We start from the raw sequence: 23,515 nt of genomic DNA on the forward strand, positions 1-23,515 counted from the left end.
CACCCCGCCCGGCCAAGCGCGGCTGTTGCTTTCACGACCCCTCCGCCAGCCACGAGGGGCTCCGCCGTTGGCCGTATCCGCGCCGAAGGCGCGATAATGACCGAATGGAAACCGTCCGCATCGCCACCCGCAAGAGCCCGCTCGCCCTCTGGCAGAGCGAACACGTCGCTGACCGCCTGCGCCAGGCCCATCCCGGCCTGCATGTGGAACTGGTGCCGATGAGCACCCGCGGTGACGAGGTGCTCGACCGCTCGCTGGCCGCGATCGGTGGCAAGGGCCTGTTCCTGAAGGAACTGGAGCTGGCCATGCTGCGCGGTGAGGCCGACTGCGCCGTGCATTCTTTGAAGGACGTGCCGATGGAACTGGACGAGCCGTTCGCGCTGCCGGCAATCCTGCCCCGACACGATCCGGCCGATGGCTTCGTCTCCAACCTGTACGCCTCGCTGGACGCGCTGCCGATCGGCGCGCGGGTCGGTACCTCGTCGCTGCGCCGCCAGGCCCAGCTGCGCGCGCTGCGCCCGGACCTGGAGCTGCTCGACCTGCGCGGCAACGTCAACACCCGCCTGGCCAAGCTCGACAACGGCGGCTACGACGCCATCGTGCTGGCCGTGGCCGGCTTGGAGCGCCTGGGCCTGGGTGAGCGCATCGTCGCGCGCCTGCAACCGCCGCAGTGGTTGCCGGCCCCGGCGCAGGGCGCGGTGGCGGTGGAGTGCGATGGCGGCAATGCGCACCTGAGGGCGCTGTTCGGCCAGCTTGATGACGCGGCTACCCGTGCCTGCGTGGAAGCCGAGCGGGCAATGAACCGTGCGCTGCATGGCAGCTGCCATGTGCCGGTGGCGGCCATCGCGCAGTGGCAGGGCGACGACCTGCACCTGCAGGGGCTGGTTGGCAGCGCCAGCGATGGCCGTGCGGTGCGTGCCGAGGCGGTGGGCCCGGCCAATGCCCCGGAAGCGCTGGGCCAGCGCGTGGCGAACATGCTGCTGGACGATGGCGCCGGCGAACTGCTGAACGCCTGAGTCCCGATGTCTGTAGAGCCGAGCCATGCTCGGCTGCTCTTCGCCGGGAAAATCCCGGGCTTCGCGCTCAAGTCGAGCATGGCTCGACTCTACAAAAACGAAACGGGCGCCCTCGGCGCCCGTTCTGCTTATTTGAACTTGTAGACCACGTTCATCGTGGTCAGCGTATCGGTCTTGCGCTTGTCGACAGCGACGTCGCTGTTGTAACGCGCCTGCCAGCCGGCCTTCAGCGCCAAGTGCTCGTTCATGCTCACCGACACGCCGAAGTCGTTCTGGCCGAAGGTGTTGTACGAACCGGATTCGACCAGCAGCGTGTTGACCAGGTCGGTGTTGTCGGTCAGCGAGTACTTCATGTCGAACAGGCCGCGGCCGATCATGCCGGTGCGGGTGCGGTCGTCCTCGGTGCTGTGGGTGCGGCGCACACCGGGACCGATCTGCGCGTCGAACGAGAAGCGCTCGGTGTTCCACAGGCGGGTGCCGTAACCCAGGCCGAACGAGCTCTGGCGGTCGTAGGTGGCGAAGTCATCGCGCTCGGTACGCACCGTGGCGGTCAGCTGGCGGTGTTCGCCCAGCTGCAGCGCGCTGCCGGCACTGCCGGTGTAGCGATTGGCCGTGGTGTTGTTGCGGCGGGTGGTGGTGCCGTCATCGCGGGTCTCGGTCACCTTGGAGCTGGAGCGCAGGCCGGCCAGGTCCATGCTGTGAACCCAGTCGCCGTCGGTGTAGCGAAGGCGCAGGCGGCCGTTGAAGCTCTCGGTGCTGCTGTTGCCGCGTGCCGAAGCGAAGCCGAGCTCGCCGCCACTGCCGCTCCACGGCGAGGACATCGCCGCCAGTTCGGAGGCATCCTGTGCGTACGCGAGCGGCGCGCACAGCAGCAGGGGGATCAGCAGGGACACGCGCAGGAACATCGGGACTACTCCGAAGCGGTTGACAGCCGGTGATGATACTGGAAGCGTGATGGCGGTCCGAATCGATCCAAACGCCCGCTTCAGCAGACGTTGCCGCGACCGCCCATTCAGGGCAGATCGACGCGCAACGCCGGGTCGTTGAAGCGCGAATAGCGCAGCCGCAGCTGGAAACTGCGGCCATTGCTGCTGCCGCTGCGCACGATCTGGCGTGGCAGGCCCTGGGCATCCACCCAGTACTCCAGGCGTTCGCCGGGCTGGTTGCCGCGCAGCCGGTAGTGACGGGTCTCGACCCCGTCCAGCGCCTGGCTGCCGAGATCTTCGGCCTTCAGGTCGGCGGGCAGGGCGTCGGCCGGCAGCGGGTTGCGCCACTGCTCGAGCAGGCCGGGCGGGGCCGGCACCTGGCGGATCGCACCGTCGGCCTGCAGGAACAGGGTGTCGCCGATGATGGTCTGCGGCCCGGCCGGGGTCTCCACCCGGAAACGGTCGGGTGCAACGAAGTCCATGGCGCTGCGTACCCGCTGCGGCGCGCCCAGCACTTCCAGTTCGGCGTGGAAGCTGCGCAGGGCGGCGAAACGCTGGCTGGCGCCCAGCACCGCCTGTGCCGGATCGGCGGCGGGTACCGGCGCCTCGGTGCCCGCCGGCGCCGGCGGGCGATCGCAGGCGGCCAGCAGCAGGCAGGCCAGCAGGGACAGGGCAGGCAACCGGCGCATCGGGCATTCCATGGGGTGGGGGCGACCACGATAGCCCAAACGTCCCACACAAGACCCGCGACTCGGACATAATCGGGGGTATGGACCGATACGAACGCATCACCGCCCTGCATCGTCTGCTCAAGTCCGCGCGCTATCCGGTGACGGTGGCGACCCTGCAGGACAAGCTCGGTTGTTCCCGTGCCACCGTCTACCGCGACCTGGCCTTCCTGCGCGATGCGCTGATGGCACCGATCGAGGGCGACGGCGAGGCAGGCTTCCGTTACCAGGCCGACGAGAGCGACCGCTTCGAACTGCCTGGCCTATGGCTCAGCTCGGAGGAGCTGCATGCCCTGCTGGCTTCGCAACACCTGCTGGCCCGCACCGGCGGTGGCGTGCTGTCGTCGGTGCTGGCGCCGCTGCAGCAGCGCATCGAGAGCCTGCTGGCGGCCCAGGCGGGCGTGTCCAGCTGGCCGGTGGACCGCGTGCGGGTGATTCCGCACCGTGGCCGCAAGTTTGACGAAGGCAGCTTCCGCAGCGTCGCATCGGCCGTGCTGGAGCGCCGCCAGCTGGCGTTCGAGTACCGTGCCCGTTCCACCGACGAGCCGACCAAGCGTACCGTCTCGCCGCAGCGCCTGACCCATTATCGCGACAACTGGTACCTGGATGCCTGGGACCATGACCGCGAGGCGCTGCGCAGTTTCGCCGTGGACCGCATCCACAAGGCACGGGTGATCGACAGCACCGCCCGCGATGTCGCCGACAGCGAGCTGGACGAGCAGCTCGGCGCCAGCTATGGCATTTTTTCTGGTGCGCCGAAGGGCTGGGCGACCATCCTGTTCAGCGCCAAGGCCGCGCGCTGGGTGGCCGACGAGCACTGGCATTCCAAGCAGCAGGGCCGCTTCCTGGCCGATGGCCGCTACGAACTGAAGGTGCCGTACAGCGTCTCGCGCGAGCTGCTGATGGACGTGCTGCACTATGGTTCGGATGCCGAGATCATCGAGCCGGTGATGCTGCGCGAGCAGGCCAAGGCGCTGCTCGAGCTGGCCCTGAGCAACTACGAAAAATCCTGACACTCCCCCCGAGAACCCTTCCGCCCATGAAGAAGACCCTGTTGCTGCCCCTGCTCGCCGCTGCGCTGGCCCTGACCGCCTGCGGCACGTCCGGCGAGCCCTCGCAGAAGCTGGTGGTGGCCGCCACGGCCGTGCCGCATGCCGAGATCCTTGAAGTGGTCAAGCCGATCCTCAAGCAGGAAGGCGTGGACCTGGACGTGCGCGTGTTCAACGACTACGTGCAGCCCAACGACCAGCTGGTGCAGAAGCAGGTGGACGCCAACTACTTCCAGACCGAGCCGTACCTGGATGCCTACAACCGCGATCGCAAGACCGATCTGGTGAAGGTGATCGGCGTGCACATCGAACCGTTCGGCGCCTATTCGCGCAAGGTCAAGTCGCTGGCCGAGCTGCGCGAAGGCGCAGATGTGGTGATCCCGAACGACCCGAGCAACAACAGCCGTGCGCTGATCCTGCTGCACAAGGCCGGCGTGATCGAGCTGAAGGATCCGGCCAACGCGCTGTCGACCCTGCGTGACATCACCGCCAACCCGAAGAACCTGAAGTTCCGCGAACTCGACTCGGCGATGCTGCCGCGCGTGCTGGACCAGGTGGACCTGGCACTGATCAACACCAACTACGCGCTGGATGCCGGCCTCAACCCGACCAAGGACGCTCTGGCGATCGAGAGCAAGGATTCGCCCTACGTGAACTTCCTGGTCGCGCGCCCGGACAACAAGGACGACGCCCGTGTGCAGAAACTGGCCAAGGCCCTGACCAGTCCGCAGGTGAAGGCCTTCATCGAGACCAAGTACAAGGGCGCGGTGCTGCCGGCGTTCTGATTGCGGCTGATCTGTTGATTTGAACGGTGGGTGTCGACCTTCGTCGACACTGCCTTCCCTGTAGAGCCGAGCCCACGCTCGGCTCTGCTGTTTCCGGCATTTCACCGGCGGCGGCCGAGCATGGCTCGGCTCTACCGTGTCACTCCACGTGTGCCGCAGCAGGGCAGGGCATTGCAGTTTCAATCGACGTGGAAGGCGAGGGTGGCGGCCACCGCCTGCTGCCATCCGGCATACAGTTTCTCGCGCTGGGCCACGTCCATCTGTGGCTCGAAGCGCCGGTCCAGGCCCCACTGCGCGGTGATCTGTTCGCGGCTGGACCAGAACCCGACGGCCAGGCCGGCCAGATAGGCCGCACCGAGCGCGGTGGTTTCGGTCAACCGCGGCCGCAGCAGCGGCACACCGAGGATGTCTGCCTGGAAGCTGGCCAGGAAGTCGTTGCCGATCGCACCGCCATCGGCGCGCAGTTCGGTCAGCGCGATACCGGCATCGGACTGCATTGCATCGAGCACGTCGCGGGTCTGGTAGGCCATCGCTTCCAGCGCGGCGCGCACGAAATGCGCCTTGCGGGTACCGCGGGTCAGGCCGAACATCGCGCCGCGCACATCGCTGCGCCAATAGGGCGCGCCGAGGCCGACAAACGCCGGCACCAGGTAGGCGCCGCCACTGTCGGGTACCTGTGCGGCCAGCGCCTGGCTGTCGCTGGCGCGTTCGATCATGCGCAGTCCGTCGCGCAGCCACTGCACCACCGAGCCGGCGATGAAGATCGACCCCTCCAGCGCATACTCCACGCGCCCGTCCAGGCCCCAGGCGATGGTGGTCAGCAGGCCGTTGCGCGAGCGTACCGCCTGCGTGCCGGTGTGCATCAGCATGAAGCAGCCGGTGCCGTAGGTGTTCTTGACCATGCCCGGCTGGAAGCAGGCCTGGCCGAACAGCGCCGCCTGCTGGTCACCGGCGATGCCGGCGATCGGGATCGGGTGGTCGAAGAAGAACTGCGGCCGGGTGTGTGCGTACACCGCACTGGAGTCGCGCACCTGCGGCAGCATCGCGCGCGGGATGTCCAGCAGCGCCAGCAGGTCTTCATCCCAGTCCAGCGTGTGGATGTTGAACAGCAGGGTGCGCGCGGCATTGCTGTAATCGGTCACGTGCGCCTGGCCACCGCTGAGGTTCCACACCAGCCAGCTGTCGATGGTGCCGAACAGGAGCTCGCCACGCTCGGCGCGCTGCTGCGCACCTTCCACGTGGTCGAGGATCCAGCGCACCTTGGTCGCGGAGAAATAGGCGTCGATCAGCAGGCCGGTCCGCTCGCGGACCAGCGCTTCATGCCCGTCGGACTTCAGCCGCTCGCAGATGGCGTGGCTCTGCCGCGATTGCCAGACGATCGCGTTATGGATGGGCTGGCCGCTCGCGCGGTCCCAGACCACGGTGGTTTCGCGCTGGTTGGTGATGCCCAGCGCAGCGATATGGCGCGGATCGATCTGTTCGCGGCTGAGCAGTTCGGTCAGCGTGGCGTAGACGCTGGTAAGGATCTCGCGCGGGTCATGCTCGACCCAGCCGGGCTGGGGGAAGATCTGTGCGAATTCGCGCTGTGCACTGCCGACGATGTCGCCGGCACGGTCGAACAGGATCGCGCGCGAACTGGTGGTGCCCTGGTCGATGGCCAGCACGTAGCGGGGCGTCATGCAGCGTCTCCGGTAGAGCGGTCGGGGTAAGGTACCTCAGCTTCCTGCAGAGCCGGGCCATGCTCGGCTGCGTTGTGCGGATGCAACCGAGCATGGCCCGGCTCTACACGCTGGCTTGCTCCATCCACGCCTGCAGCCGTGCCACCTGCGCCGCGTCCAGCCGCAACCCCAGCTTGCTCCGCCGCCACAGCACGTCCTCGGCATTCGAGGCCCATTCGTGCTCACGCAGGAAAGCGACTTCCCGCGCGTGCAGGCCGCCGCCAAAGTCTTCGCCAAGATCGTTCACACCCTGCAGGCCATGCAGCAGCTCCGCGCTGCGGCTGCCGTAGGCGTCGGCCCAGCGGCGTGCGATTTCCTCGGGCAACCACGGTGCCAGCAACTGCAGGCGCGAGCACGCCTGCGTGGCGTCGCCCCAGTCGCTGCCAGGCAGCGGGTCTCCGCCTGCCGTCCACGCCGGGCCCATCTGCGGCAGCGCCGGCCGCAGCAGCTCCAGCGCTTCCTCGGCCAGCACCCGGTAGGTGGTGAGCTTGCCTCCCAGCACGTGCAGCGCCGGTGCCGGGTGGGACTGCAGCTGCAGTCGGTAATCACGGCTGAGTCGTGCCGCACGCGGATCGGGATCGGCCAGCAACGGGCGTACGCCAGCGAACCGCCAGGCCACCTCCTCCGCTGCGATGGGATCACGCAGGTAGCGATTGGCCGCATCACACAGGTACGTCACCTCCGCAGGGAGCACGCTGCAGCGCGCCGGGTCACCGCGATAGTCGGTGTCGGTGGTGCCGACCAGCAGGTGGTCGTGGGCGAAGGGCAGAAGGAACACCACGCGCCCATCGGGCTGCTGCAGCAGGCAGGCGCTGTCGCTGGGCCAGGGGCGGCGCAGCACGATGTGGCTGCCCTGCACCAGGCGCAGCGCGGGGCCATCGCCGCGCCCCTGCATCTGTTCCAGCAGGCCGCCGGCCCACGGACCAGCCGCATTGGCAACGGCGCGCGCAGTCACCGGGTGCGGCTGGCCATCGGCGGATTCCAGAACGGCCTGCCATCGGCCGTGAACGGGGCGCAGGTCGATGCAGCGGCTGCGGACCCGCACCTGTGCGCCGCGCTGCGCGGCATCCAGGGCGTTGAGCAGCACCAGCCGCGCGTCATCGACCTGCGCATCGGCGTAGCTGAAGCCGATGCGCAGCGAGGGGGAGAGCCAGCGACCCAGCGGATCGCGTTGCAGGTCCAGTGCGTGCGATGCGGGAAACGCAGGGCTGCGCCGGCCCAGATGGTCGTACAGCCACAGTCCCGCGCGCAGCATCCAGCGCGGGCGCAGGTGCGGTTCCCAGGGCAGGACGAAACGCAGAGGATGGACCAGGTGAGGGGCTTGCCGGCGTACCGTCTCACGCTCACCCAGCGCTTTGCGCACCAGGCCGAATTCGCCCTGTTCAAGGTAGCGAAGGCCGCCGTGGACCAGTTTGCTGCTGGCACTGGAGGTGTGCGCGGCCAGGTCATGCTGTTCGCACAGCAGGACGCGCAGTCCGCGTCCGCTGGCATCACGGGCGATGCCGGCGCCGTTGATGCCGCCACCGATCACCAGCAGGTCGACTTCCTCCATCGCGCCTTCGTACCCTGTTTGTCTAGAGCCGAGCCCATGCTCGGCTGCTTTCCCGATAGTCGAGCATGGGCTCGACTCTACATAAAAGCAGCCGAGCATGGGCTCGGCTCTACAGGTGGAACGCGGGTGACGGAAACGACGACGGGCCCCGAAGGGCCCGTCGCGTTACATCAGTGAAGCAGGTGCAGCCTGGATCAGAAGCGGGCGCCGATGCCGAAGCCGACGGTCCACGGATCCATCTTGGCTTCGCCGATCTTTTCGCCGCCAACCTTCACGTCCGGGCGGGCGCGCATGTAGCGGGCGTCGGCACGGGCGAACCAGGTGGAGTTGATGTTCATGTCCACGCCGACGGTACCGATCACGCCCTTGGCATCCTTGAAGCGGATGTCGGTGTCAGCGCCGTTGCCCAGCTTCTCGTTGCTGAAGCTCGACTGGTAGTAGCCCACGCCCACGAACGGGCGGAACACGTTGTCAGCCTGGCCGAAGTGGTACTGGCCGCTCAGCGCGACCGGCTGCTGCTCGACCGAGCCCAGGCGGGCGTTGTTCGGGCCCTTGAACTTGTTTTCGAACTTGTCGGCAGCGCCCCACAGTTCAACGGCCCAGTTATCGTTGATGTAGTAGCTGAAGCTGACGGTCGGCGCCGGGCCGCCATCGGTCTTCTTCACGCCGGTGATCGGGTCGTTCTTCGGTTCCAGCAGCGAGATGCCGCCAACCACGGCAAAATGCTTGCCCGAGGCAGTGTCGGTGCTGCTGCTGTCCTGGGCGAAAGCGGCCGGTGCAAAGGCGGCGGAGGTCAGCAGGGCGAGACTCAGGATATGGATGGAGCGCATGGGGGTATCTCCTAATGTTTCTTGTTTTGGGCCCCCGGTTGCGGGGCGAGCACACCGTAGTCGCCCCAACATGAATCGAATCCGACGCACGTTAAAAAATAGTTTTCCTTGTTCAGCGACGGGTGCGGAATGCCTGTATTCATGGGGTTTTCGGCCCTCGCTGACATTCATGCAGTTGGAGAAGATGTGAGCGAAGCAACGTTGTGCATTGGCCTGCAAGCGCAGGTGAACGTGCAGTGCCGCGTGCTGCTGCTGGGCTCGATGCCAGGCGTGGCGTCGCTGCAGGAGCAGCGCTACTACGCGCATCCGCGCAACCGTTTCTGGCCGTTGATGGCCGATATCTGTGGCTTCAGTGCGGATCTGCCCTATGCAGCGCGGCTGCAGGCGTTGAACGCCGCAGGCATCGGCCTGTGGGATGTGATTGGCCGCTGTGAGCGCCGGGGCAGTCTGGATGCGGACATCGTGCGTGGCACGGAAGTGGCCAATGCACTGCCGGAACTGATCGCCGCGTTGCCCGAGCTGAAGCTGGTCGGCTGCAATGGCGCCGCGTCAGCGCAGGCATTCCAGCGTTGGGTGCTGCCACGGTTGGAGGCCCCGCCGAAACGGGTGGTACTGCCGTCGACCAGCCCGGCCAATGCGGCCTGGTCGCTGCCGCGCCTGCGCCAGGCCTGGCAGCCGGTGGCAGACGCACTGGCGACATGAAGCGGACATCGTAGGGACAATACGCTACCGACTGGTGGCAGGCGCAACCCATGGGCAACAGCGTGTCCCGGCTGCGTGCGTACTGAAAACACCTGTAACGGTTGGCGCTGGACCCCGCTGGCCGCACAATAGACGTTTCCCTACACCAGATTGCCGGAGTTATCCCCATGGCCGAAATCAAGGAAGCACTTGTCCCCGATATCGGTGACTACAGCGATATCCCGGTAATCGAGGTGCTTGTCGCCGTCGGCGACACGGTCAAGAAGGACCAGGGGCTGGTGACGCTGGAAAGCGACAAGGCGACCATGGAAGTGCCGTCCTCGGTGGCTGGCGTGGTCAAGGAGCTGAAGGTCAAGGTGGGCGACAGCCTGTCCGAAGGCAAGGTCGTGGCCCTGATCGAAGTGGCTGAAGGCGAAGCGGAAGCCGCCAAGCCGGCGGCTGCCGCGCCGGCGCCGGCCAAGGCCGCTGCCCCGGCTGCCGCTACCCAGAGCGCGCCGGCCCCGGCCGCAGCTGCCCCGGCTGCCAGCGGTGGTGCCGTTGAAGCGCTGGTGCCGGACATCGGCGACTACGCCGGCATTCCGGTCATCGAAGTCCTGGTCGCCGTTGGCGACACGGTCAAGAAGGACCAGGGCCTGGTCACGCTGGAAAGCGACAAGGCCACCATGGAAGTGCCGTCCTCGGTGGCCGGTGTGGTCAAGGAGATCAAGGTCAAGGTCGGCGACAACCTGTCGCAGGGCGATGTGGTTGCGATCATCGAGGCCGAGGGCGCTGCCGCGCCGGCACCGACCAAGGCCGCCGCTGCCGCCGCGCCTGCAGCCGCTGAGACAGCCACCAAGGTCGAGCCGGTCGCCGTGCCGGCGCAGCCGGACAAGCTGGCGGCCCGCGAGATCGCCTCGGCCGGTACCCCGTCCAGCCCGCCGGTGCAGTTCAACGCTGATGGCGTGCTGCCGGCCAAGGTGCCGTATGCCACCCCGGCGGTGCGTGTGTTCGCCCGCGAACTGGGCGTGGACCTGCTGCAGATCAACGGCACCGAGAAGGGCGGCCGCATCACCAAGGCTGACGTGCAGAAGTTCGTCAAGGCCGCGCTCAGCGGTGGCGTGCCGGCTGCCGCCGGTGCTGCCGTCGCTGCCGGTGGTGGCCTGAACCTGCTGCCGTGGCCGAAGGTCGACTTCAGCAAGTTCGGCGAGACCGAAGTCCAGCCGCTGTCGCGCATCAAGAAGATCTCCGGCGCGAACCTGGCCCGCAACTGGGCGATGATCCCGCACGTCACCCAGTTCGACCAAGCCGACATCACCGACCTGGAAGCGCTGCGCGTGGCGCTGAACAAGGAGAACGAGAAGGCCGGCATCAAGCTGACCATGCTTGCTTTCCTGATCAAGGCCAGCGCCGCGGCGCTGAAGAAGTTCCCGGAATTCAACGCCTCGCTCGATGCCAGCGGCGAAAACCTGACCCTGAAGAAGTACTTCCACATCGGCTTCGCCGCCGACACGCCGAACGGCCTGGTCGTGCCGGTGATCCGCGACGTGGACAAGAAGGGCGTGGTGCAGATCGCGCAGGAAACCGGCGAACTGGCCAAGAAGGCGCGCGACGGCAAGCTCGGCCCGGCCGACATGAGCGGCGGCTGCTTCTCGATCAGCTCGCTGGGCGGCATCGGTGGCACCGCGTTCACCCCGATCGTCAATGCACCGGAAGTGGCCATCCTCGGTGTCTCCAAGTCGTCCATCCAGCCGGTCTGGAACGGCAAGGAATTCGCACCGAAGCTGATGCTGCCGCTGTCGCTGAGCTACGACCACCGCGTCATCGACGGCGCCCTGGCCGCACGCTTCACCACGTACCTGTCCCAGGTACTGGCCGACATGCGCCGCGTGCTGCTGTAAAGCACCGCTTCGCCCCCACCGTGCGGCCGCAGCCCCTGGCGCGGCCGCGTGAACAGATGCAGTGACAGCCCACCGGCCATGCCGGTCGGGCACGAGGAAAACCCACCATGGCCACGATTGAAGTCAAGGTTCCCGACATCGGCGATTACAGCGATGTGCCGGTGATCGAAGTGTTGGTCGCCGTCGGCGACACGGTGAAGAAGGATCAGGGTCTGGTGACCCTGGAATCGGACAAGGCCACCCTGGAAGTGCCGTCCTCGGCTGCCGGCGTGGTCAAGGAAATCAAGGTCAAGCTGGGCGACACCCTGTCCGAAGGCGCCGTGGTCGTGGTGCTGGACGCTGAAGGCGCCGCCGAAGCCCCGGCCAAGGCCGCTGCGCCGACTCCGGCTGCGGCCGCTCCGGCCAGCAAGCCGCCGGTGACCCCATCGCACCGCGCCCCGGCTGAACCGGCTGCGCCGAAGCCGGCGCTGTCCAGCGGCAAGCCGGCCGACATCGAATGCGAAATGGTCGTGCTGGGCTCCGGCCCGGGCGGCTACACCGCCGCCTTCCGCGCCGCCGACGTCGGCCTGGATACGGTGCTGGTCGAGCGCTACGCCAGCCTCGGCGGCGTCTGCCTCAACGTCGGTTGCATTCCGTCCAAGGCGCTGCTGCACGCCGCTGCGGTAATCGACGAAGTGGCCCATGCCGGTGATTTCGGCGTCGAGTTCGGCAAGCCGACCATCACCCTGGACAAGCTGCGCCAGTACAAGGAAAAGGTCGTCAACCAGCTGACCAAGGGCCTGGCCGGCATGGCCAAGCAGCGCAAGGTCCGCAACGTGCAGGGCGTCGGCAGGTTCATCTCGGCCAACGAGATGGAGATCACCGCCGCTGACGGCGGCACCCAGCTGCTGCGCTTCCAGAAGTGCATCATCGCTGCCGGTTCGCAGGCGGTGAAGCTGCCGAACTTCCCGTGGGACGACGCGCGCGTGATGGACTCCACCGATGCGCTGGAGCTGGCCGAAGTGCCGGGCTCGCTGCTGGTCGTCGGCGGCGGCATCATCGGCCTGGAAATGGCCACCGTGTACAGCGCGCTGGGCAGCAAGGTCACTGTGGTCGAGTTCATGGACCAGCTGATGCCGGGCGCCGACAAGGACCTGGTCAAGCCGCTGGCCGATCGCCTGAAGAAGCAGGGCATCGAAGTCCACCTGAAGACCAAGGCCTCGGGCGTCACCGCCGATGCCAAGGGCATCACCGTGACCTTTGAAGCTGCCGAGGAAGGCCAGGCGCCTGCGCTGGCGCAGGGCACCTTCGACCGTGTGCTGGTGGCCGTCGGGCGTTCGCCGAACGGCAAGAAGATCGATGCCGAGAAGGCCGGCGTGCAGGTCACCGAGCGTGGCTTCATCCCGGTGGATCGCCAGATGCGCACCAACGTGCCGCACATCTTTGCCATCGGCGACATCGTCGGCAACCCGATGCTGGCCCACAAGGCCACGCACGAAGGCAAGCTGGCCGCCGAAGTGGCTGCAGGCCACAAGAAGGAGTGGGTGGCCCGTGTGATTCCGTCGGTGGCCTACACCAACCCGGAAATCGCCTGGGTCGGCGTGACCGAGACCGAAGCCAAGGCCAAGGGCCTGAAGGTCGGCGTGGCCAAGTTCCCGTGGGCTGCCAGTGGCCGCGCGATCGGCATCGGCCGTACCGAGGGCTTCACCAAGCTGATCTTCGACGAAGAGACCCACCGCATCATCGGTGGTGCGATCGTCGGCGTGCACGCCGGTGACCTGCTGGCCGAGATCGGCCTGGCGATCGAGATGGGTGCGGAAGCCGAAGACATCGGCCACACCATCCACGCGCACCCGACGCTGAGCGAGTCGGTGGCGATGGCGTCGGAAATCTACGACGGCACGATCACCGATCTGTACATGCCGAAGAAGAAGTAAGGCGCCCGCGCCGTTCCAAATGAAAAGCCCCGGCGTTTGCCGGGGTTTTTTTTTTTGAGCCTCGATCACTCTCGTTGCGAGCGTTCGGGCTGCCGCGCGGGTGGCAGGCATTTGGGCAAATGTCCCCGTCACCCGCCTGCGGCGGTCGCCTCCTCCTTTACTTTGTCCAAACGCCTGCCACCCGCACAGCGGCTCGGCTTGCGGATAGTCGAGAGCCGGTGCTCAGGCCGCCGGGATGCCTGACACGCGGAGGGAGCGGGGGCTGTGTGCGAAGTAAAGGAGGAGGCGTTGGCCGCAGGCCGGCGCCGGGGGACATTCGCACGCGGCCCCCGCTCCCTCCAGTGCTCGACCCAGCTGCTCTTGCTGCTGCACGCAGGGAAAAACAGCACAAAAGAGCGCGGCCCCGATGTTCCGGAGGCCGCGCCAGGAGAGAGAGTGCCGTGGAAGGGGCGGGTGTCAGAACACGAAGCTGATACCGGCCACCGGGCCCTTGAATTCCTGCTTCAGGCCGATGGTGCCATCGCTGCCCTTCTTGTCCGCATCAAGCTTGAACCAGTCGTAGCCGGCGAACACGCCGAAGTTCCTGGTGAAGCGGTAGTCGACGATGGCGTTGGCGCGGCTCAGGTCGCCCTTGTAGTCATCGAAGCTGCCCCAGCGCGTGTTGAGGTACTGGCCCTGCAGGGTGATCATCCACTTCTCGGATGGGGTGAAGCTCAAGCGTGCACCGACCACCGGCGCCACGCCGTCGGTCTTCTCGTTGAGGAACTGGCCCTCATAGACAGTGCCCAGATCGGCGTAGGCCTTGGTGCTGACCTTGGCGTACTCGGCACCCAGCTGCAGGCCGAGGTCGAAGGTGTCGGTGTCCACCACCGAGTAGTCATAGACCAGGCTGGCCACCTGGTACTTCAGTTCGCCCTTGACGAAGCTGCCGGACGGCACGCTGACGTCACCGAAGGAGATGTCCTGGCCGAGGGTCTCGCGGCGGTCCTTGTCGTACTTGAAGTAGTTGAACAGCAGGCGCTGGCGGTTGCTGATGCGGAACATGCCGTCAATGCGCGGCTCCCACTCCTTGCCACCCAGCTTGAAGTCCTCGGAGAAACCGATGTCCTGGCCGGCCACGTTGGTGTTGCCGCGGAGGGTGTTGTCCGAGTCGATGTTCATCGCACCCAGGCGCAGGGCAAAACGGTCGTCGCCTTCGGCGGCGTGGGCGGCATTGGCGAACGAGGCGCCGGCAGCGAGCAGGGAGAGGGCGAGCAGGGTGGGTACGGGGCGCATCGAAGAGTCCTTGCAGTGGTTCATCAGAATGAAGACCACTGTGCGGGACAGGCCCGTCCACCATCCGTGAACGTATGGTCCACGGCGTGTGCACGGTTCAGCGCTGTCACGACGATGCAAAAAGATGGCCCCGGAGACGGGCTTCGGGGCCATCGTGGGACCTGCGGGGTGGAGCCGACGAGGATGCTGCAGGCAGGTCGAGTAATCGGACCGGCGCATCCGGTGAAAGTTCCGTCGACTGCGACCAAAGTTCAATACTGCGGTGCAACATCGTGCGGACGTCATTGTCCCCCCGGTGGTACGCAAAAATGCAACCGTTACCGCAACTTGCGCCTTCCCGGGATGAACAGGCAGCGGTTGTCTCGCAAATTGTCCCATTGCTATAATTTGGCGGCTCGATGAGGCCCCCCCTGCTGTAGCCGCCTCAACCCTCCACATGCAACCACGCGGGACGTCCTGTGCTGAACTCCGTTGACGCGGGTCGGCGACTGATGCTGCGCGCCGCGGTCTACCCGCTGGCCGCGGTCGCTGTCCTGGCCCTGGCCTTCCTGCTGGTGGGTCCGAAATATGCCCTCGGCGCGCTGGCGTCTGGTGTGGCCATTTCGGCCGGTGGCTGGGTTGCAGCACGGATGGCGCTGGGCGGAGGTGCGGTGGCCGCAGGATCGGCGATGGCTCGCCTGATCATTGCGATCGTGGCCAAGTGGGTCGTGGTTTTCGGCGTCCTGCTGGTGGGGTTCCTGGTCTTCAAGCTGCCTGCGTTGGCGCTGTTGGCCGGTATCGCCGTCGGCTTGATGTTCCAGGTCCTGGCCATGGCCAGGCGTTGACAGAATTCAATTAACTGAAGGTTCCGGACACATGGCGGGCGAGGCTCTAACCCCTACCAGCTACATCCAGCATCACCTGCACAACCTGACCGCGCCGGTCGGCAAGGGTGAGGGTATGTTCTGGCATATCCACGTCGATACCTTCCTCACCGCCGTCCTGATGGGCCTGGTGATCGTGGTCGCGTTCTGGCTGGGGACCCGCAAGGCCACCGCCGGCGTGCCGGGCAAGTGGCAGGCCTTCGTCGAGATCTGCTTGGAGTTCGTCGACCGCCAGGCCAAGGACACCTACCACGGCAAGAGCAAGCTGGTCACGCCGATCGCCATCACGATCTTCTTCTGGATTCTGCTGATGAATCTGCTGAAGATGATCCCGGCCGATTTCATCGCCAAGCCGCTGGAATGGGCGGGCGTGCACTACTGGAAGCCGGTCCCGACCGCTGACGTCAACGCCACCCTGGGCATGGCCATCAGCGTGTTCTTCCTGATGCTGTTCTTCGCGCTCAAGTCCAAGGGCCTGGGCGGCTTCATCAAGGAATTCCTGACGGCGCCGTTCGGCAAGTGGATGATGCCGTTCAACCTGATCCTCAACATCGTCGAGTGGCTGAGCAAGCCGATCTCGCTGGCGATGCGACTGTTCGGCAACATGTTCGGCGGCGAAATCGTGTTCCTGCTGATCTGGGTGCTGGGTGGTGCCGGTTTCTTCGGTGCCATTGCCGGTGGTGTGTTCGGCCTCGGCTGGATGCTGTTCCACCTGCTGGTGATCCCGCTGCAGGCCTTCATCTTCATGATGCTGTCGATCGTGTACCTGAGCCTGTCGGAAGACGCTCACTGAGTTTCAAGCTTCAACGCGTTTCAACCTTCATCCGTTTCATCACCCTTAGCAACTTAAGTTCCTGGAGATAACCATGTACTTCGCCGTCCTGACCAACTTCGCGCAGATTCAGAGCTCCACCGCCCTTGCCGTCGGCATCATGATCGGCCTGGCCGCGCTGGGCGCCGGTCTGGGTCTGGCCATCATGGCTGGTAAGTTCCTGGAGTCGGCCGCCCGCCAGCCGGAACTGATCCCGGTCCTGCAGGTCCGCATGTTCATCACCGCCGGCCTGATCGACGCCGCGTTCATCATCTCGGTCGCCGTTGGCCTGCTGCTGGCCTTCGCCAACCCGCTGTCGGCTGCCTTCGCTGGCGCCGTCACCAAGGCTCTGGCCGGCTGATACAGCGGTTTGAGACGACCGGGTGCTGATGCACCCGGTTTCGGATGAAGGCCGGATGTGCCGCTACGGCGGCGCGTCCACCCCGAAACCAGCGATCGAGCTAACCATGAATATCAATTTCACCCTTCTTGCGCAGGCGCTGGCCTTCGCTGGTCTGATCTGGATCATCGCGACCAAGATCTGGCCGCCGCTGATGAACGCGATCGAGGAGCGCCAGCAGAAGATTGCTGAGGGCCTCGCTGCTGCCGACCGCAGCCAGAAAGATCTGGCCCAGGCGCAGGAGAAGGTCAACGAAGCGCTGAAGGAAGCCCGCACCAAGGCCAACGAGATCATCGATCAGGCCCACGCGCGTGCCAACCAGATCGTTGATGCTGCCCGTAACGAAGCGATCACCGAAGCCACCCGTCAGAAGGAACTGGCCCAGGCTGAAATCGACGCCGCCGCCAACCGTGCCCGTGAAGATCTGCGCAAGCAGGTGTCCGCGCTGGCCGTGACCGGTGCCGAAAAGCTGCTCAAGCGCGAAATCGACGCCAACGCCCACAAGGCGCTGCTCGACGAGCTGGCCTCGGAGATCTAAGGATGAGCCAGGCCCTCACGCTTGCCCGCCCGTACGCCCGCGCCGCGTTCGCGACCGCGCGCGACGAAGGCGCGTTCGCGCCGTGGTCGGACGCCCTGGCGTTCTCCGCCCACGTCGCCGCCGACCCGCGCGTGGCGGCCCTGCTCGCCAACCCGGAGCTGGGTCGTGACGACGCCGTCGCCCTGCTGGCGCCGGTGTCGCACGGCGAGACCTACTCGCGCTTCCTGGCCGTCCTGGCCGAGTCGCACCGTCTGCCGCTGCTGCCGGAAATCGCCGGCATGTTCGACGCCCTGCGCGCCGAAGCCGAGCACGTGGTCAAGGCCACCGTCACCTCGGCCGCCGAACTGTCGGCCGCTGAGCTGGATGCGATCAAGGTCGCGCTGCGCAAGCGCTTCAACCGCGAGGTCGACGTGACCACCGCGGTCGATGCCTCGCTGATCGGCGGCGCCGTGATCGACGCCGGCGACGTGGTCATCGATGGTTCGCTGAAGGGCAAGCTGGCCCGTCTGCAGACCGCGCTCGCTAACTGAATTCATTTAACGTCCGGCCCCGCTGCCGGCACTAGGACTTGACGATGGCAACCACGCTCAACCCCTCCGAAATCAGCGAACTGATCAAGAACCGCATCGAGAAGGTCAAGCTGGCCGCGGAATCGCGCAACGAAGGCACCGTGACCAGCGTGTCCGACGGCATCGTGCGCATCTTCGGTCTGGCCGACGTGATGCAGGGCGAAATGATCGAACTGCCGAACAACACCTTCGCACTGGCCCTGAACCTGGAGCGCGACTCGGTCGGCGCCGTGGTCCTGGGTGACTACGAGCACCTGCGCGAAGGCGACGTCGCCAAGACCACCGGTCGCATCCTGGAAGTGCCGGTCGGTCCGGAACTGCTGGGCCGCGTCGTGAACGCGCTGGGCGAGCCGATCGACGGCAAGGGCCCGCTGGGCACCGACCTGACCGCTCCGGTGGAGCGCGTTGCTCCGGGCGTGATCTGGCGCAAGTCGGTCGACCAGCCGGTGCAGACCGGTTACAAGTCGGTCGACTCGATGATCCCGATCGGCCGTGGCCAGCGCGAGCTGATCATCGGTGACCGCCAGACCGGCAAGACCGCCATGGCGATCGATGCGGTGATCAACCAGAAGGGCACCGGCATCAAGTGCGTGTACGTTGCGATCGGCCAGAAGGCGTCGACCATCGCCAACATCGTGCGCAAGCTGGAAGAGAACGGCGCGCTGGCCCACACCATCGTGGTGGCCGCGACCGCTTCCGAATCGGCTGCCATGCAGTACATCAGCGCCTACTCGGGCTGCACCATGGGTGAGTACTTCATGGACCGCGGTGAAGACGCGCTGATCGTGTACGACGATCTGTCCAAGCAGGCCGTCGCCTACCGCCAGATCTCGCTGCTGCTGAAGCGTCCGCCGGGCCGTGAAGCCTACCCGGGTGACGTGTTCTACCTGCACTCCCGTCTGCTCGAGCGCGCTGCCCGCGTGTCCGAGGAGTACGTCGAGAAGTTCACCGAAGGCAAGGTCACCGGCAAGACCGGTTCGCTGACCGCGCTGCCGATCATCGAAACCCAGGCCGGCGACGTGTCCGCGTTCGTTCCGACCAACGTGATCTCGATCACCGACGGCCAGATCTTCCTGGAAACCGACCTGTTCAACGCCGGCATCCGCCCGGCCGTGAACGCCGGTATCTCGGTGTCGCGCGTCGGTGGCTCGGCCCAGACCAAGATCATCAAGAAGCTGTCGGGCGGTATCCGTATCTCGCTGGCCCAGTACCGTGAGCTGGCTGCCTTCGCGCAGTTCGCCTCGGACCTGGACGAAGCGACCCGCAAGCAGCTGGAGCGTGGCCAGCGCGTCACCGAGCTGATGAAGCAGAAGCAGTACGCGCCGATGTCGATCGCCAACCAGGCGCTGTCGATCTACGCCGTCAACGAGGGTTACCTGGACGACGTGCCGGTCAACAAGCTGCTGGCGTTCGAAGAAGGCCTGCACGCCCACTTCGCCAACACCCAGGGCGAGCTGATCAGCAAGGTCAACGCCACCGGCGGTTGGGACAACGACATCGAAGGTGCCTTCAAGAAGGGCATCGCCGAGTTCAAGACCACCGGCAGCTGGTAATCGCGGTCCTGTAGAGCGGAGCCTCCGGCTCCGCTGGACCAGATGACAAACGGTTGAACAACGCGGGGCATCAGCCCCGCGCCACGGGAAACAAGAGATGGCAAGCGGACGCGAAATCAAAACCAAGATCAAGAGCGTGCAGAACACCCGCAAGGTGACGCGCGCCCTGGAAATGGTCTCGGCCTCCAAGATCCGCAAGGCGCAGGATCGGATGAAGACCTCGCGTCCGTACGCGCAGGCGATGAAGCAGGTGATCGGTCATCTGGCCCAGGCCAGCACCGACTACCAGCATCCGTTCCTGGTCGAGCGCGAGCAGGTCAAGCGGGTCGGTTTCATCGTGATCTCCTCCGATCGCGGCCTGGCCGGCGGCCTGAACAACAACCTGTTCCGCAAGATGCTGGGCGAAGCCAAAGCATGGCAGGACAAGGGTGCCGAAGTGGACCTGGTGACCATCGGCCAGAAGGCTTCGACCTTCTTCCGCCGCGTGAAGGTCAACATGGTCGGCAGCGTGACCCACATCGGCGACGTGCCGAAGCTGGAATCGCTGATCGGTGTGATCAAGGTCATGCTCGACGCCTTCACCGAAGGCAAGATCGACCGCGTGTACCTGGTGTACAACCGCTTCGTGAACACCATGGTGCAGAAGGCCAGCTTCGATCAGCTGCTGCCGCTGCCGCCGGCTGAGAAGCAGGTCGCTCACCACGACTGGGATTACCTGTACGAACCCGATGCCGCGACCGTGCTGGAGCACGTGATGACGCGTTACATCGAGTCGCTGGTGTACCAGGCACTGCTGGAAAACGTCGCCTCCGAGCATGCCGCACGCATGGTTGCGATGAAGGCGGCGAGCGACAACGCCAACAAGCTGATCGGCACCCTGCAGCTCGTCTACAACAAGGCGCGCCAGGCAGCGATCACCCAGGAAATCTCCGAAATCGTCGGCGGCGCGGCAGCAGTCTGACCGCGTTCGTTCAAAGCACACATTAGAGGATGCAGCAATGAGTCAGGGCAAGATCGTTCAGATCATCGGCGCGGTCGTCGACGTCGAATTCCCGCGTGAATCGGTGCCGAAGGTGTACGACGCACTGAAGGTGGAAAACACCGAGATCACCCTCGAAGTCCAGCAGCAGCTGGGCGACGGCGTGGTGCGTACCATCGCCCTCGGTTCCACCGACGGCCTGAAGCGCAACCTGGTTGCCGTCAACACCGGCCGCGGCATCTCGGTGCCGGTCGGTGCCGGCACCCTGGGCCGCATCATGGACGTGCTGGGCCGTCCGATCGACGAAGCCGGCCCGGTCGCTGCCAGCGACAACTGGGAAATCCACCGCGCTGCGCCGTCGTATGAAGACCAGTCCCCGGCCACCGAGCTGCTGGAAACCGGCATCAAGGTCATCGACCTGATGTGCCCGTTCGCCAAGGGCGGCAAGGTCGGCCTGTTCGGCGGCGCCGGCGTCGGCAAGACCGTCAACATGATGGAGCTGATCAACAACATCGCCAAGGCGCACAGCGGCCTGTCCGTGTTCGCCGGCGTGGGTGAGCGTACCCGTGAGGGCAACGACTTCTACCACGAAATGAAGGACTCCAACGTCCTGGACAAGGTGGCGATGGTGTACGGCCAGATGAACGAGCCGCCGGGCAACCGTCTGCGCGTCGCGCTGACCGGCCTGACCATGGCCGAGTACTTCCGCGACGAGAAGGACGAAAACGGCAAGGGCAAGGACGTCCTGCTGTTCGTCGACAACATCTACCGCTACACCCTGGCCGGTACCGAAGTGTCGGCACTGCTGGGCCGTATGCCGTCCGCGGTGGGTTACCAGCCGACCCTGGCCGAGGAAATGGGCGTCCTGCAGGAGCGCATCACCTCCACCAAGAACGGCTCGATCACCTCGATCCAGGCCGTCTACGTTCCCGCGGACGACCTGACCGACCCGTCGCCGGCGACCACCTTCGCCCACCTGGACTCGACCGTCACCCTGTCGCGTTCGATCGCCTCGCTGGGTATCTACCCGGCCGTCGATCCGCTGGACTCCACCAGCCGCCAGATGGACCCGCTGGTCATCGGCCACGAGCACTACGACACCGCCCAGCGCGTCCAGCAGACCCTGCAGAAGTACAAGGAACTGAAGGACATCATCGCGATCCTGGGCATGGACGAACTGTCCGAAGAGGACAAGCAGGCCGTGTCGCGCGCCCGTAAGATCGAGCGCTTCTTCAGCCAGCCGTTCCACGTGGCCGAAGTGTTCACCGGTTCGCCGGGCAAGTACGTGCCGCTGAAGGACACCATCCGTGGCTTCAAGGCCATCGTCGATGGCGAGTACGACCACCTGCCGGAGCAGGCGTTCTACATGGTCGGCGGCATCGAAGAAGCGGTCGAGAAGGCCAAGAAGATGGCCGAGAAGGCCTGATCCGGGACGGGCGGGAGCGATCCTGCCCGACCTGACGCCGGCGCCGGGCAACCGCCCGCGCCGGTGGACCCCCACGGTGGCATTGCGCCGCCGCGAACAGCGAAGAGATTTGCATGAGCACGATCCGTTGCGACATCGTCAGCGCCGAGCAGGAAATCTTCCGTGGCGAAGCGACCCTGGTCGTGGCCACCGGTGAGCTGGGCGAACTGGGCATCGCGCCCAAGCACGCGCCGCTGATCACCCGCCTGAAGCCGGGCAAGGTGGTGGTGACCACGCCGAATGGCGAGCAGCTGGATTTCGCCATCTCCGGCGGTATCCTGGAAGTGCAGCCGCAGGTGGTGACCGTGCTGGCCGACACCGCGATCCGCGCGCAGGACATCGACGAAGCCTCGGTCCGCAAGGCCAAGGAAGAAGCCGAACGCATCCTGGCCAACCGCGGCGAAGCGATGGAAGTGGCCGAAGCCCAGCAGAAGCTGGCCGAGGCCGTCGTCCAGCTGCAGGCACTGGAACGCCTGCGCAAGAATCTCAAGCACTGAGGTTCGCGCTGCACCCACGAGAACGCCGGCCCTGTGCCGGCGTTCTTGTTTGTGCTGGCGGGGCAGCGCCGACTGGGTAGAGTCGACTGTTAGTCGACTACCGCGCGCAGCGCGGGATTTCGCGGCCTGATGGAAGAGCAGTCGACTGACAGTCGACTCTACCGATGCCGATGCGGATGCCGATCCCGATCCCGATCCCGATCCCGATCCGGCATCCCGGATCCCGCCCCGTCTCAGCGATACACCACGTAGCGCATCAACAGGAACGACACGCAGGCCAGCCCGCCTTCCACCAGCGGCTTGGCCAGCCACGTGTACTGCAGGCCCAACGCCTGGTCGACCAGGCTGACCAGCAGCGTGCTCGCTGCCGTCAGCAGCAGCCACAGCCCGAAGAAGCGTGCGAATCGCTTCCATCCCAGCTTGCGGGCACCGGCCTCGGCAAAGGTGTAGCGGCCGTTGAGCCAGAAGCCCAGCAGCATGCCGGCCAAGCGGCCGGTGATATTGGCCGGCGCGACCGGCATGCCCAGCGCGCTGGCGGCCACGAACACCAGCCAATCGACCAGCAGCTGCACGAGCCCGATGACGAGATAGGTGCTTCCCTGGCGGAACAACGTCATCGCGTCGATCCGCCGCCGCGCTGGTAAGCCTGCACATCTGCCAACAGCCGGTGCGCAGCCTGCCGGGGTTCGCTCGCCACATCGAAATTCAGCCATGACATCAGCATCTGCACGCCCACTATGATCGGCAGGCCAGCCGCCATCACGGTGCCAGCGGTGGCTGGTACCCCGCTTTGCATCGACACCAGCCAGTGCCACAGGCCGAAAACGGAGCCGGCAACCAGAAGCAGGCTGCCCAGCAGCAGTTGCACACTGGCCAGTGAGAACCCACGAGTGACGTAGCTGTAGAGGATGCGGCGCGCGGTATTGCGAAGGTGGCCGAGCATGAAAGGACCGAGGATGCGTGCGGGGCGAAGGCTGCTGGTTTCATCCTTGTAGTGCGCGCGCATGGGAACGTCAACCACGACCGCGCGTGCTTGGTTGAGGTGGTATGGAAGATCCGATTCGAAGAAATAGCGCTTCGCAATGCGCTCCAGTTCCAGCTCGTGCAGCAGCTCGCTGCGTACAGCGGTGTACCCGTTGGTGGGATCGGCGATCTGCCAGTAACCGCTGGAGAGCTTGGTCAGGAACGACAACGCGGCGTTGCTGGCAAGTCGTACCCAAGGCATCCCCGGCAGGAAACCCACACGATGAAAGCGATTGCCCTTGGCGTAGTCGGCGTGGCCGGAGAGAGGCGGGCTGGCGAAGCGCAGCACCTGCGCGGGGTCCATCTGGCCATCGCCATCAAGCTTGATGACCACCTCTGCAGGCGCCTGCAGCGCATGCATGTATCCGGTCATCGTTGCGCCGCCAACGCCCTGGTCCTGCGCGTGTTCGATGACGGTGACGCGTGGATCCATGCATCAGTCG

At 65.8% G+C, this 23,515-nt stretch carries 23 protein-coding genes; 15 read left to right on the plus strand and 8 right to left on the minus strand.

The features are described 5' to 3' along the window. The first annotated feature begins 104 nt into the window (after positions 1–104). On the plus strand, positions 105–1,016 hold the full coding sequence (gene hemC, locus O0J15_RS03650; protein WP_111099183.1) for a hydroxymethylbilane synthase: 912 nt from the start codon (positions 105–107) through the stop codon (positions 1,014–1,016). Between the two features lie 128 nt (positions 1,017–1,144). Here hemC and O0J15_RS03655 read toward each other — a convergent pair whose 3' ends face one another. Then, complete coding sequence (locus tag O0J15_RS03655) at positions 1,145–1,921, minus strand: YdiY family protein (RefSeq protein ID WP_019660743.1); 777 nt, start codon at positions 1,919–1,921, stop codon at positions 1,145–1,147. Between the two features lie 107 nt (positions 1,922–2,028). Continuing rightward, the gene (locus tag O0J15_RS03660) at positions 2,029–2,631 is read right to left on the minus strand and encodes a hypothetical protein (RefSeq protein ID WP_308305098.1); all 603 of its coding nucleotides are present in this window, start codon (positions 2,629–2,631) and stop codon (positions 2,029–2,031) included. An 80-nt stretch (positions 2,632–2,711) separates the two neighbouring features. On the opposite strand from O0J15_RS03660, the gene O0J15_RS03665 reads away from it, so the two are divergent. Together O0J15_RS03665 and O0J15_RS03670 are read left to right on the plus strand one after the other, a co-directional pair. Then, the gene (locus O0J15_RS03665) at positions 2,712–3,683 is read left to right on the plus strand and encodes a YafY family protein (protein WP_019660741.1); all 972 of its coding nucleotides are present in this window, start codon (positions 2,712–2,714) and stop codon (positions 3,681–3,683) included. 26 nt (positions 3,684–3,709) lie between these two features. Beyond that, entirely contained in the window at positions 3,710–4,504 is a 795-nt protein-coding gene (locus tag O0J15_RS03670) for a MetQ/NlpA family ABC transporter substrate-binding protein (RefSeq protein ID WP_058978693.1), read from the plus strand. 179 nt (positions 4,505–4,683) lie between these two features. Here O0J15_RS03670 and glpK read toward each other — a convergent pair whose 3' ends face one another. From glpK to O0J15_RS03685, 3 genes are all read right to left on the minus strand, one after another. Then, on the minus strand, positions 4,684–6,183 hold the full coding sequence (glpK, locus tag O0J15_RS03675; RefSeq protein ID WP_134730008.1) for a glycerol kinase GlpK: 1,500 nt from the start codon (positions 6,181–6,183) through the stop codon (positions 4,684–4,686). Between the two features lie 103 nt (positions 6,184–6,286). Then, positions 6,287–7,774, minus strand: a complete 1,488-nt coding sequence (glpD, locus tag O0J15_RS03680; RefSeq protein ID WP_308305099.1) for a glycerol-3-phosphate dehydrogenase — start codon at positions 7,772–7,774, stop codon at positions 6,287–6,289. A gap of 194 nt (positions 7,775–7,968) precedes the next feature. Next, positions 7,969–8,604 carry an OmpW family outer membrane protein gene (locus O0J15_RS03685; RefSeq protein ID WP_308305100.1) on the minus strand — a complete coding sequence of 212 codons (636 nt, stop codon included), beginning with the start codon at positions 8,602–8,604 and terminating at the stop codon, positions 7,969–7,971. A 186-nt stretch (positions 8,605–8,790) separates the two neighbouring features. Here O0J15_RS03685 and O0J15_RS03690 point away from each other — a divergent pair, with 186 nt between their 5' ends. From O0J15_RS03690 to lpdA, 3 genes are all read left to right on the plus strand, one after another. After that, a complete protein-coding gene (locus O0J15_RS03690) occupies positions 8,791–9,306 on the plus strand; it encodes a DNA-deoxyinosine glycosylase (protein WP_021203872.1) in 516 nt (171 codons plus the stop codon). 167 nt (positions 9,307–9,473) lie between these two features. Next, positions 9,474–11,183 (plus strand): dihydrolipoyllysine-residue acetyltransferase, encoded by a 1,710-nt coding sequence (gene aceF, locus O0J15_RS03695; protein WP_308305101.1) that lies wholly within the window; start codon positions 9,474–9,476, stop codon positions 11,181–11,183. Between the two features lie 107 nt (positions 11,184–11,290). Then, the gene (gene lpdA / locus O0J15_RS03700) at positions 11,291–13,099 is read left to right on the plus strand and encodes a dihydrolipoyl dehydrogenase (RefSeq protein ID WP_111098361.1); all 1,809 of its coding nucleotides are present in this window, start codon (positions 11,291–11,293) and stop codon (positions 13,097–13,099) included. Positions 13,100–13,555: 456 nt separating this feature from the next. On the opposite strand, the gene O0J15_RS03705 is transcribed toward lpdA, so the two are convergent. Next, on the minus strand, positions 13,556–14,374 hold the full coding sequence (locus tag O0J15_RS03705) for a hypothetical protein (protein WP_019660733.1): 819 nt from the start codon (positions 14,372–14,374) through the stop codon (positions 13,556–13,558). A gap of 458 nt (positions 14,375–14,832) precedes the next feature. Here O0J15_RS03705 and O0J15_RS03710 point away from each other — a divergent pair, with 458 nt between their 5' ends. The 9 genes from O0J15_RS03710 to O0J15_RS03750 all read left to right on the plus strand — a co-directional run bounded on the left by O0J15_RS03710 (position 14,833) and on the right by O0J15_RS03750 (position 22,049). Further along, a complete protein-coding gene (locus tag O0J15_RS03710; RefSeq protein ID WP_014648497.1) occupies positions 14,833–15,198 on the plus strand; it encodes a hypothetical protein in 366 nt (121 codons plus the stop codon). Positions 15,199–15,229: 31 nt separating this feature from the next. Continuing rightward, complete coding sequence (atpB, locus tag O0J15_RS03715) at positions 15,230–16,030, plus strand: F0F1 ATP synthase subunit A (protein ID WP_005411134.1); 801 nt, start codon at positions 15,230–15,232, stop codon at positions 16,028–16,030. Between the two features lie 73 nt (positions 16,031–16,103). Next, the gene (atpE, locus tag O0J15_RS03720) at positions 16,104–16,409 is read left to right on the plus strand and encodes a F0F1 ATP synthase subunit C (RefSeq protein WP_005411133.1); all 306 of its coding nucleotides are present in this window, start codon (positions 16,104–16,106) and stop codon (positions 16,407–16,409) included. Between the two features lie 106 nt (positions 16,410–16,515). Next, positions 16,516–16,986 carry a F0F1 ATP synthase subunit B gene (locus O0J15_RS03725; protein WP_005419512.1) on the plus strand — a complete coding sequence of 157 codons (471 nt, stop codon included), beginning with the start codon at positions 16,516–16,518 and terminating at the stop codon, positions 16,984–16,986. A gap of 2 nt (positions 16,987–16,988) precedes the next feature. Beyond that, complete coding sequence (locus tag O0J15_RS03730; RefSeq protein ID WP_019660730.1) at positions 16,989–17,516, plus strand: F0F1 ATP synthase subunit delta; 528 nt, start codon at positions 16,989–16,991, stop codon at positions 17,514–17,516. A gap of 44 nt (positions 17,517–17,560) precedes the next feature. Next, the gene (atpA, locus tag O0J15_RS03735) at positions 17,561–19,108 is read left to right on the plus strand and encodes a F0F1 ATP synthase subunit alpha (protein ID WP_005419511.1); all 1,548 of its coding nucleotides are present in this window, start codon (positions 17,561–17,563) and stop codon (positions 19,106–19,108) included. A 97-nt stretch (positions 19,109–19,205) separates the two neighbouring features. Further along, positions 19,206–20,069, plus strand: coding sequence for a F0F1 ATP synthase subunit gamma (gene atpG / locus O0J15_RS03740; protein ID WP_005411129.1), 864 nt, complete (start codon positions 19,206–19,208; stop codon positions 20,067–20,069). A 37-nt stretch (positions 20,070–20,106) separates the two neighbouring features. After that, the gene (gene atpD / locus O0J15_RS03745; protein ID WP_005419510.1) at positions 20,107–21,513 is read left to right on the plus strand and encodes a F0F1 ATP synthase subunit beta; all 1,407 of its coding nucleotides are present in this window, start codon (positions 20,107–20,109) and stop codon (positions 21,511–21,513) included. A gap of 113 nt (positions 21,514–21,626) precedes the next feature. Then, positions 21,627–22,049, plus strand: a complete 423-nt coding sequence (locus O0J15_RS03750) for a F0F1 ATP synthase subunit epsilon (RefSeq protein WP_005419509.1) — start codon at positions 21,627–21,629, stop codon at positions 22,047–22,049. A gap of 233 nt (positions 22,050–22,282) precedes the next feature. Here O0J15_RS03750 and O0J15_RS03755 read toward each other — a convergent pair whose 3' ends face one another. Both O0J15_RS03755 and O0J15_RS03760 read right to left on the minus strand, forming a co-directional pair. Continuing rightward, positions 22,283–22,666: a GtrA family protein gene (locus tag O0J15_RS03755; protein ID WP_155030157.1), complete on the minus strand. Its 384-nt coding sequence runs from the start codon at positions 22,664–22,666 to the stop codon at positions 22,283–22,285. After that, positions 22,663–23,505 (minus strand): glycosyltransferase, encoded by an 843-nt coding sequence (locus O0J15_RS03760; protein WP_308305102.1) that lies wholly within the window; start codon positions 23,503–23,505, stop codon positions 22,663–22,665. The genes O0J15_RS03755 and O0J15_RS03760 overlap by 4 nt, the downstream gene beginning before the upstream one ends. Positions 23,506–23,515 lie beyond the last annotated feature (10 nt).

Origin of the sequence: Stenotrophomonas sp. Sm10 (assembly GCF_030985515.1) — a bacterium.
In the GTDB taxonomy this organism is placed as follows: domain Bacteria; phylum Pseudomonadota; class Gammaproteobacteria; order Xanthomonadales; family Xanthomonadaceae; genus Stenotrophomonas; species Stenotrophomonas hibiscicola.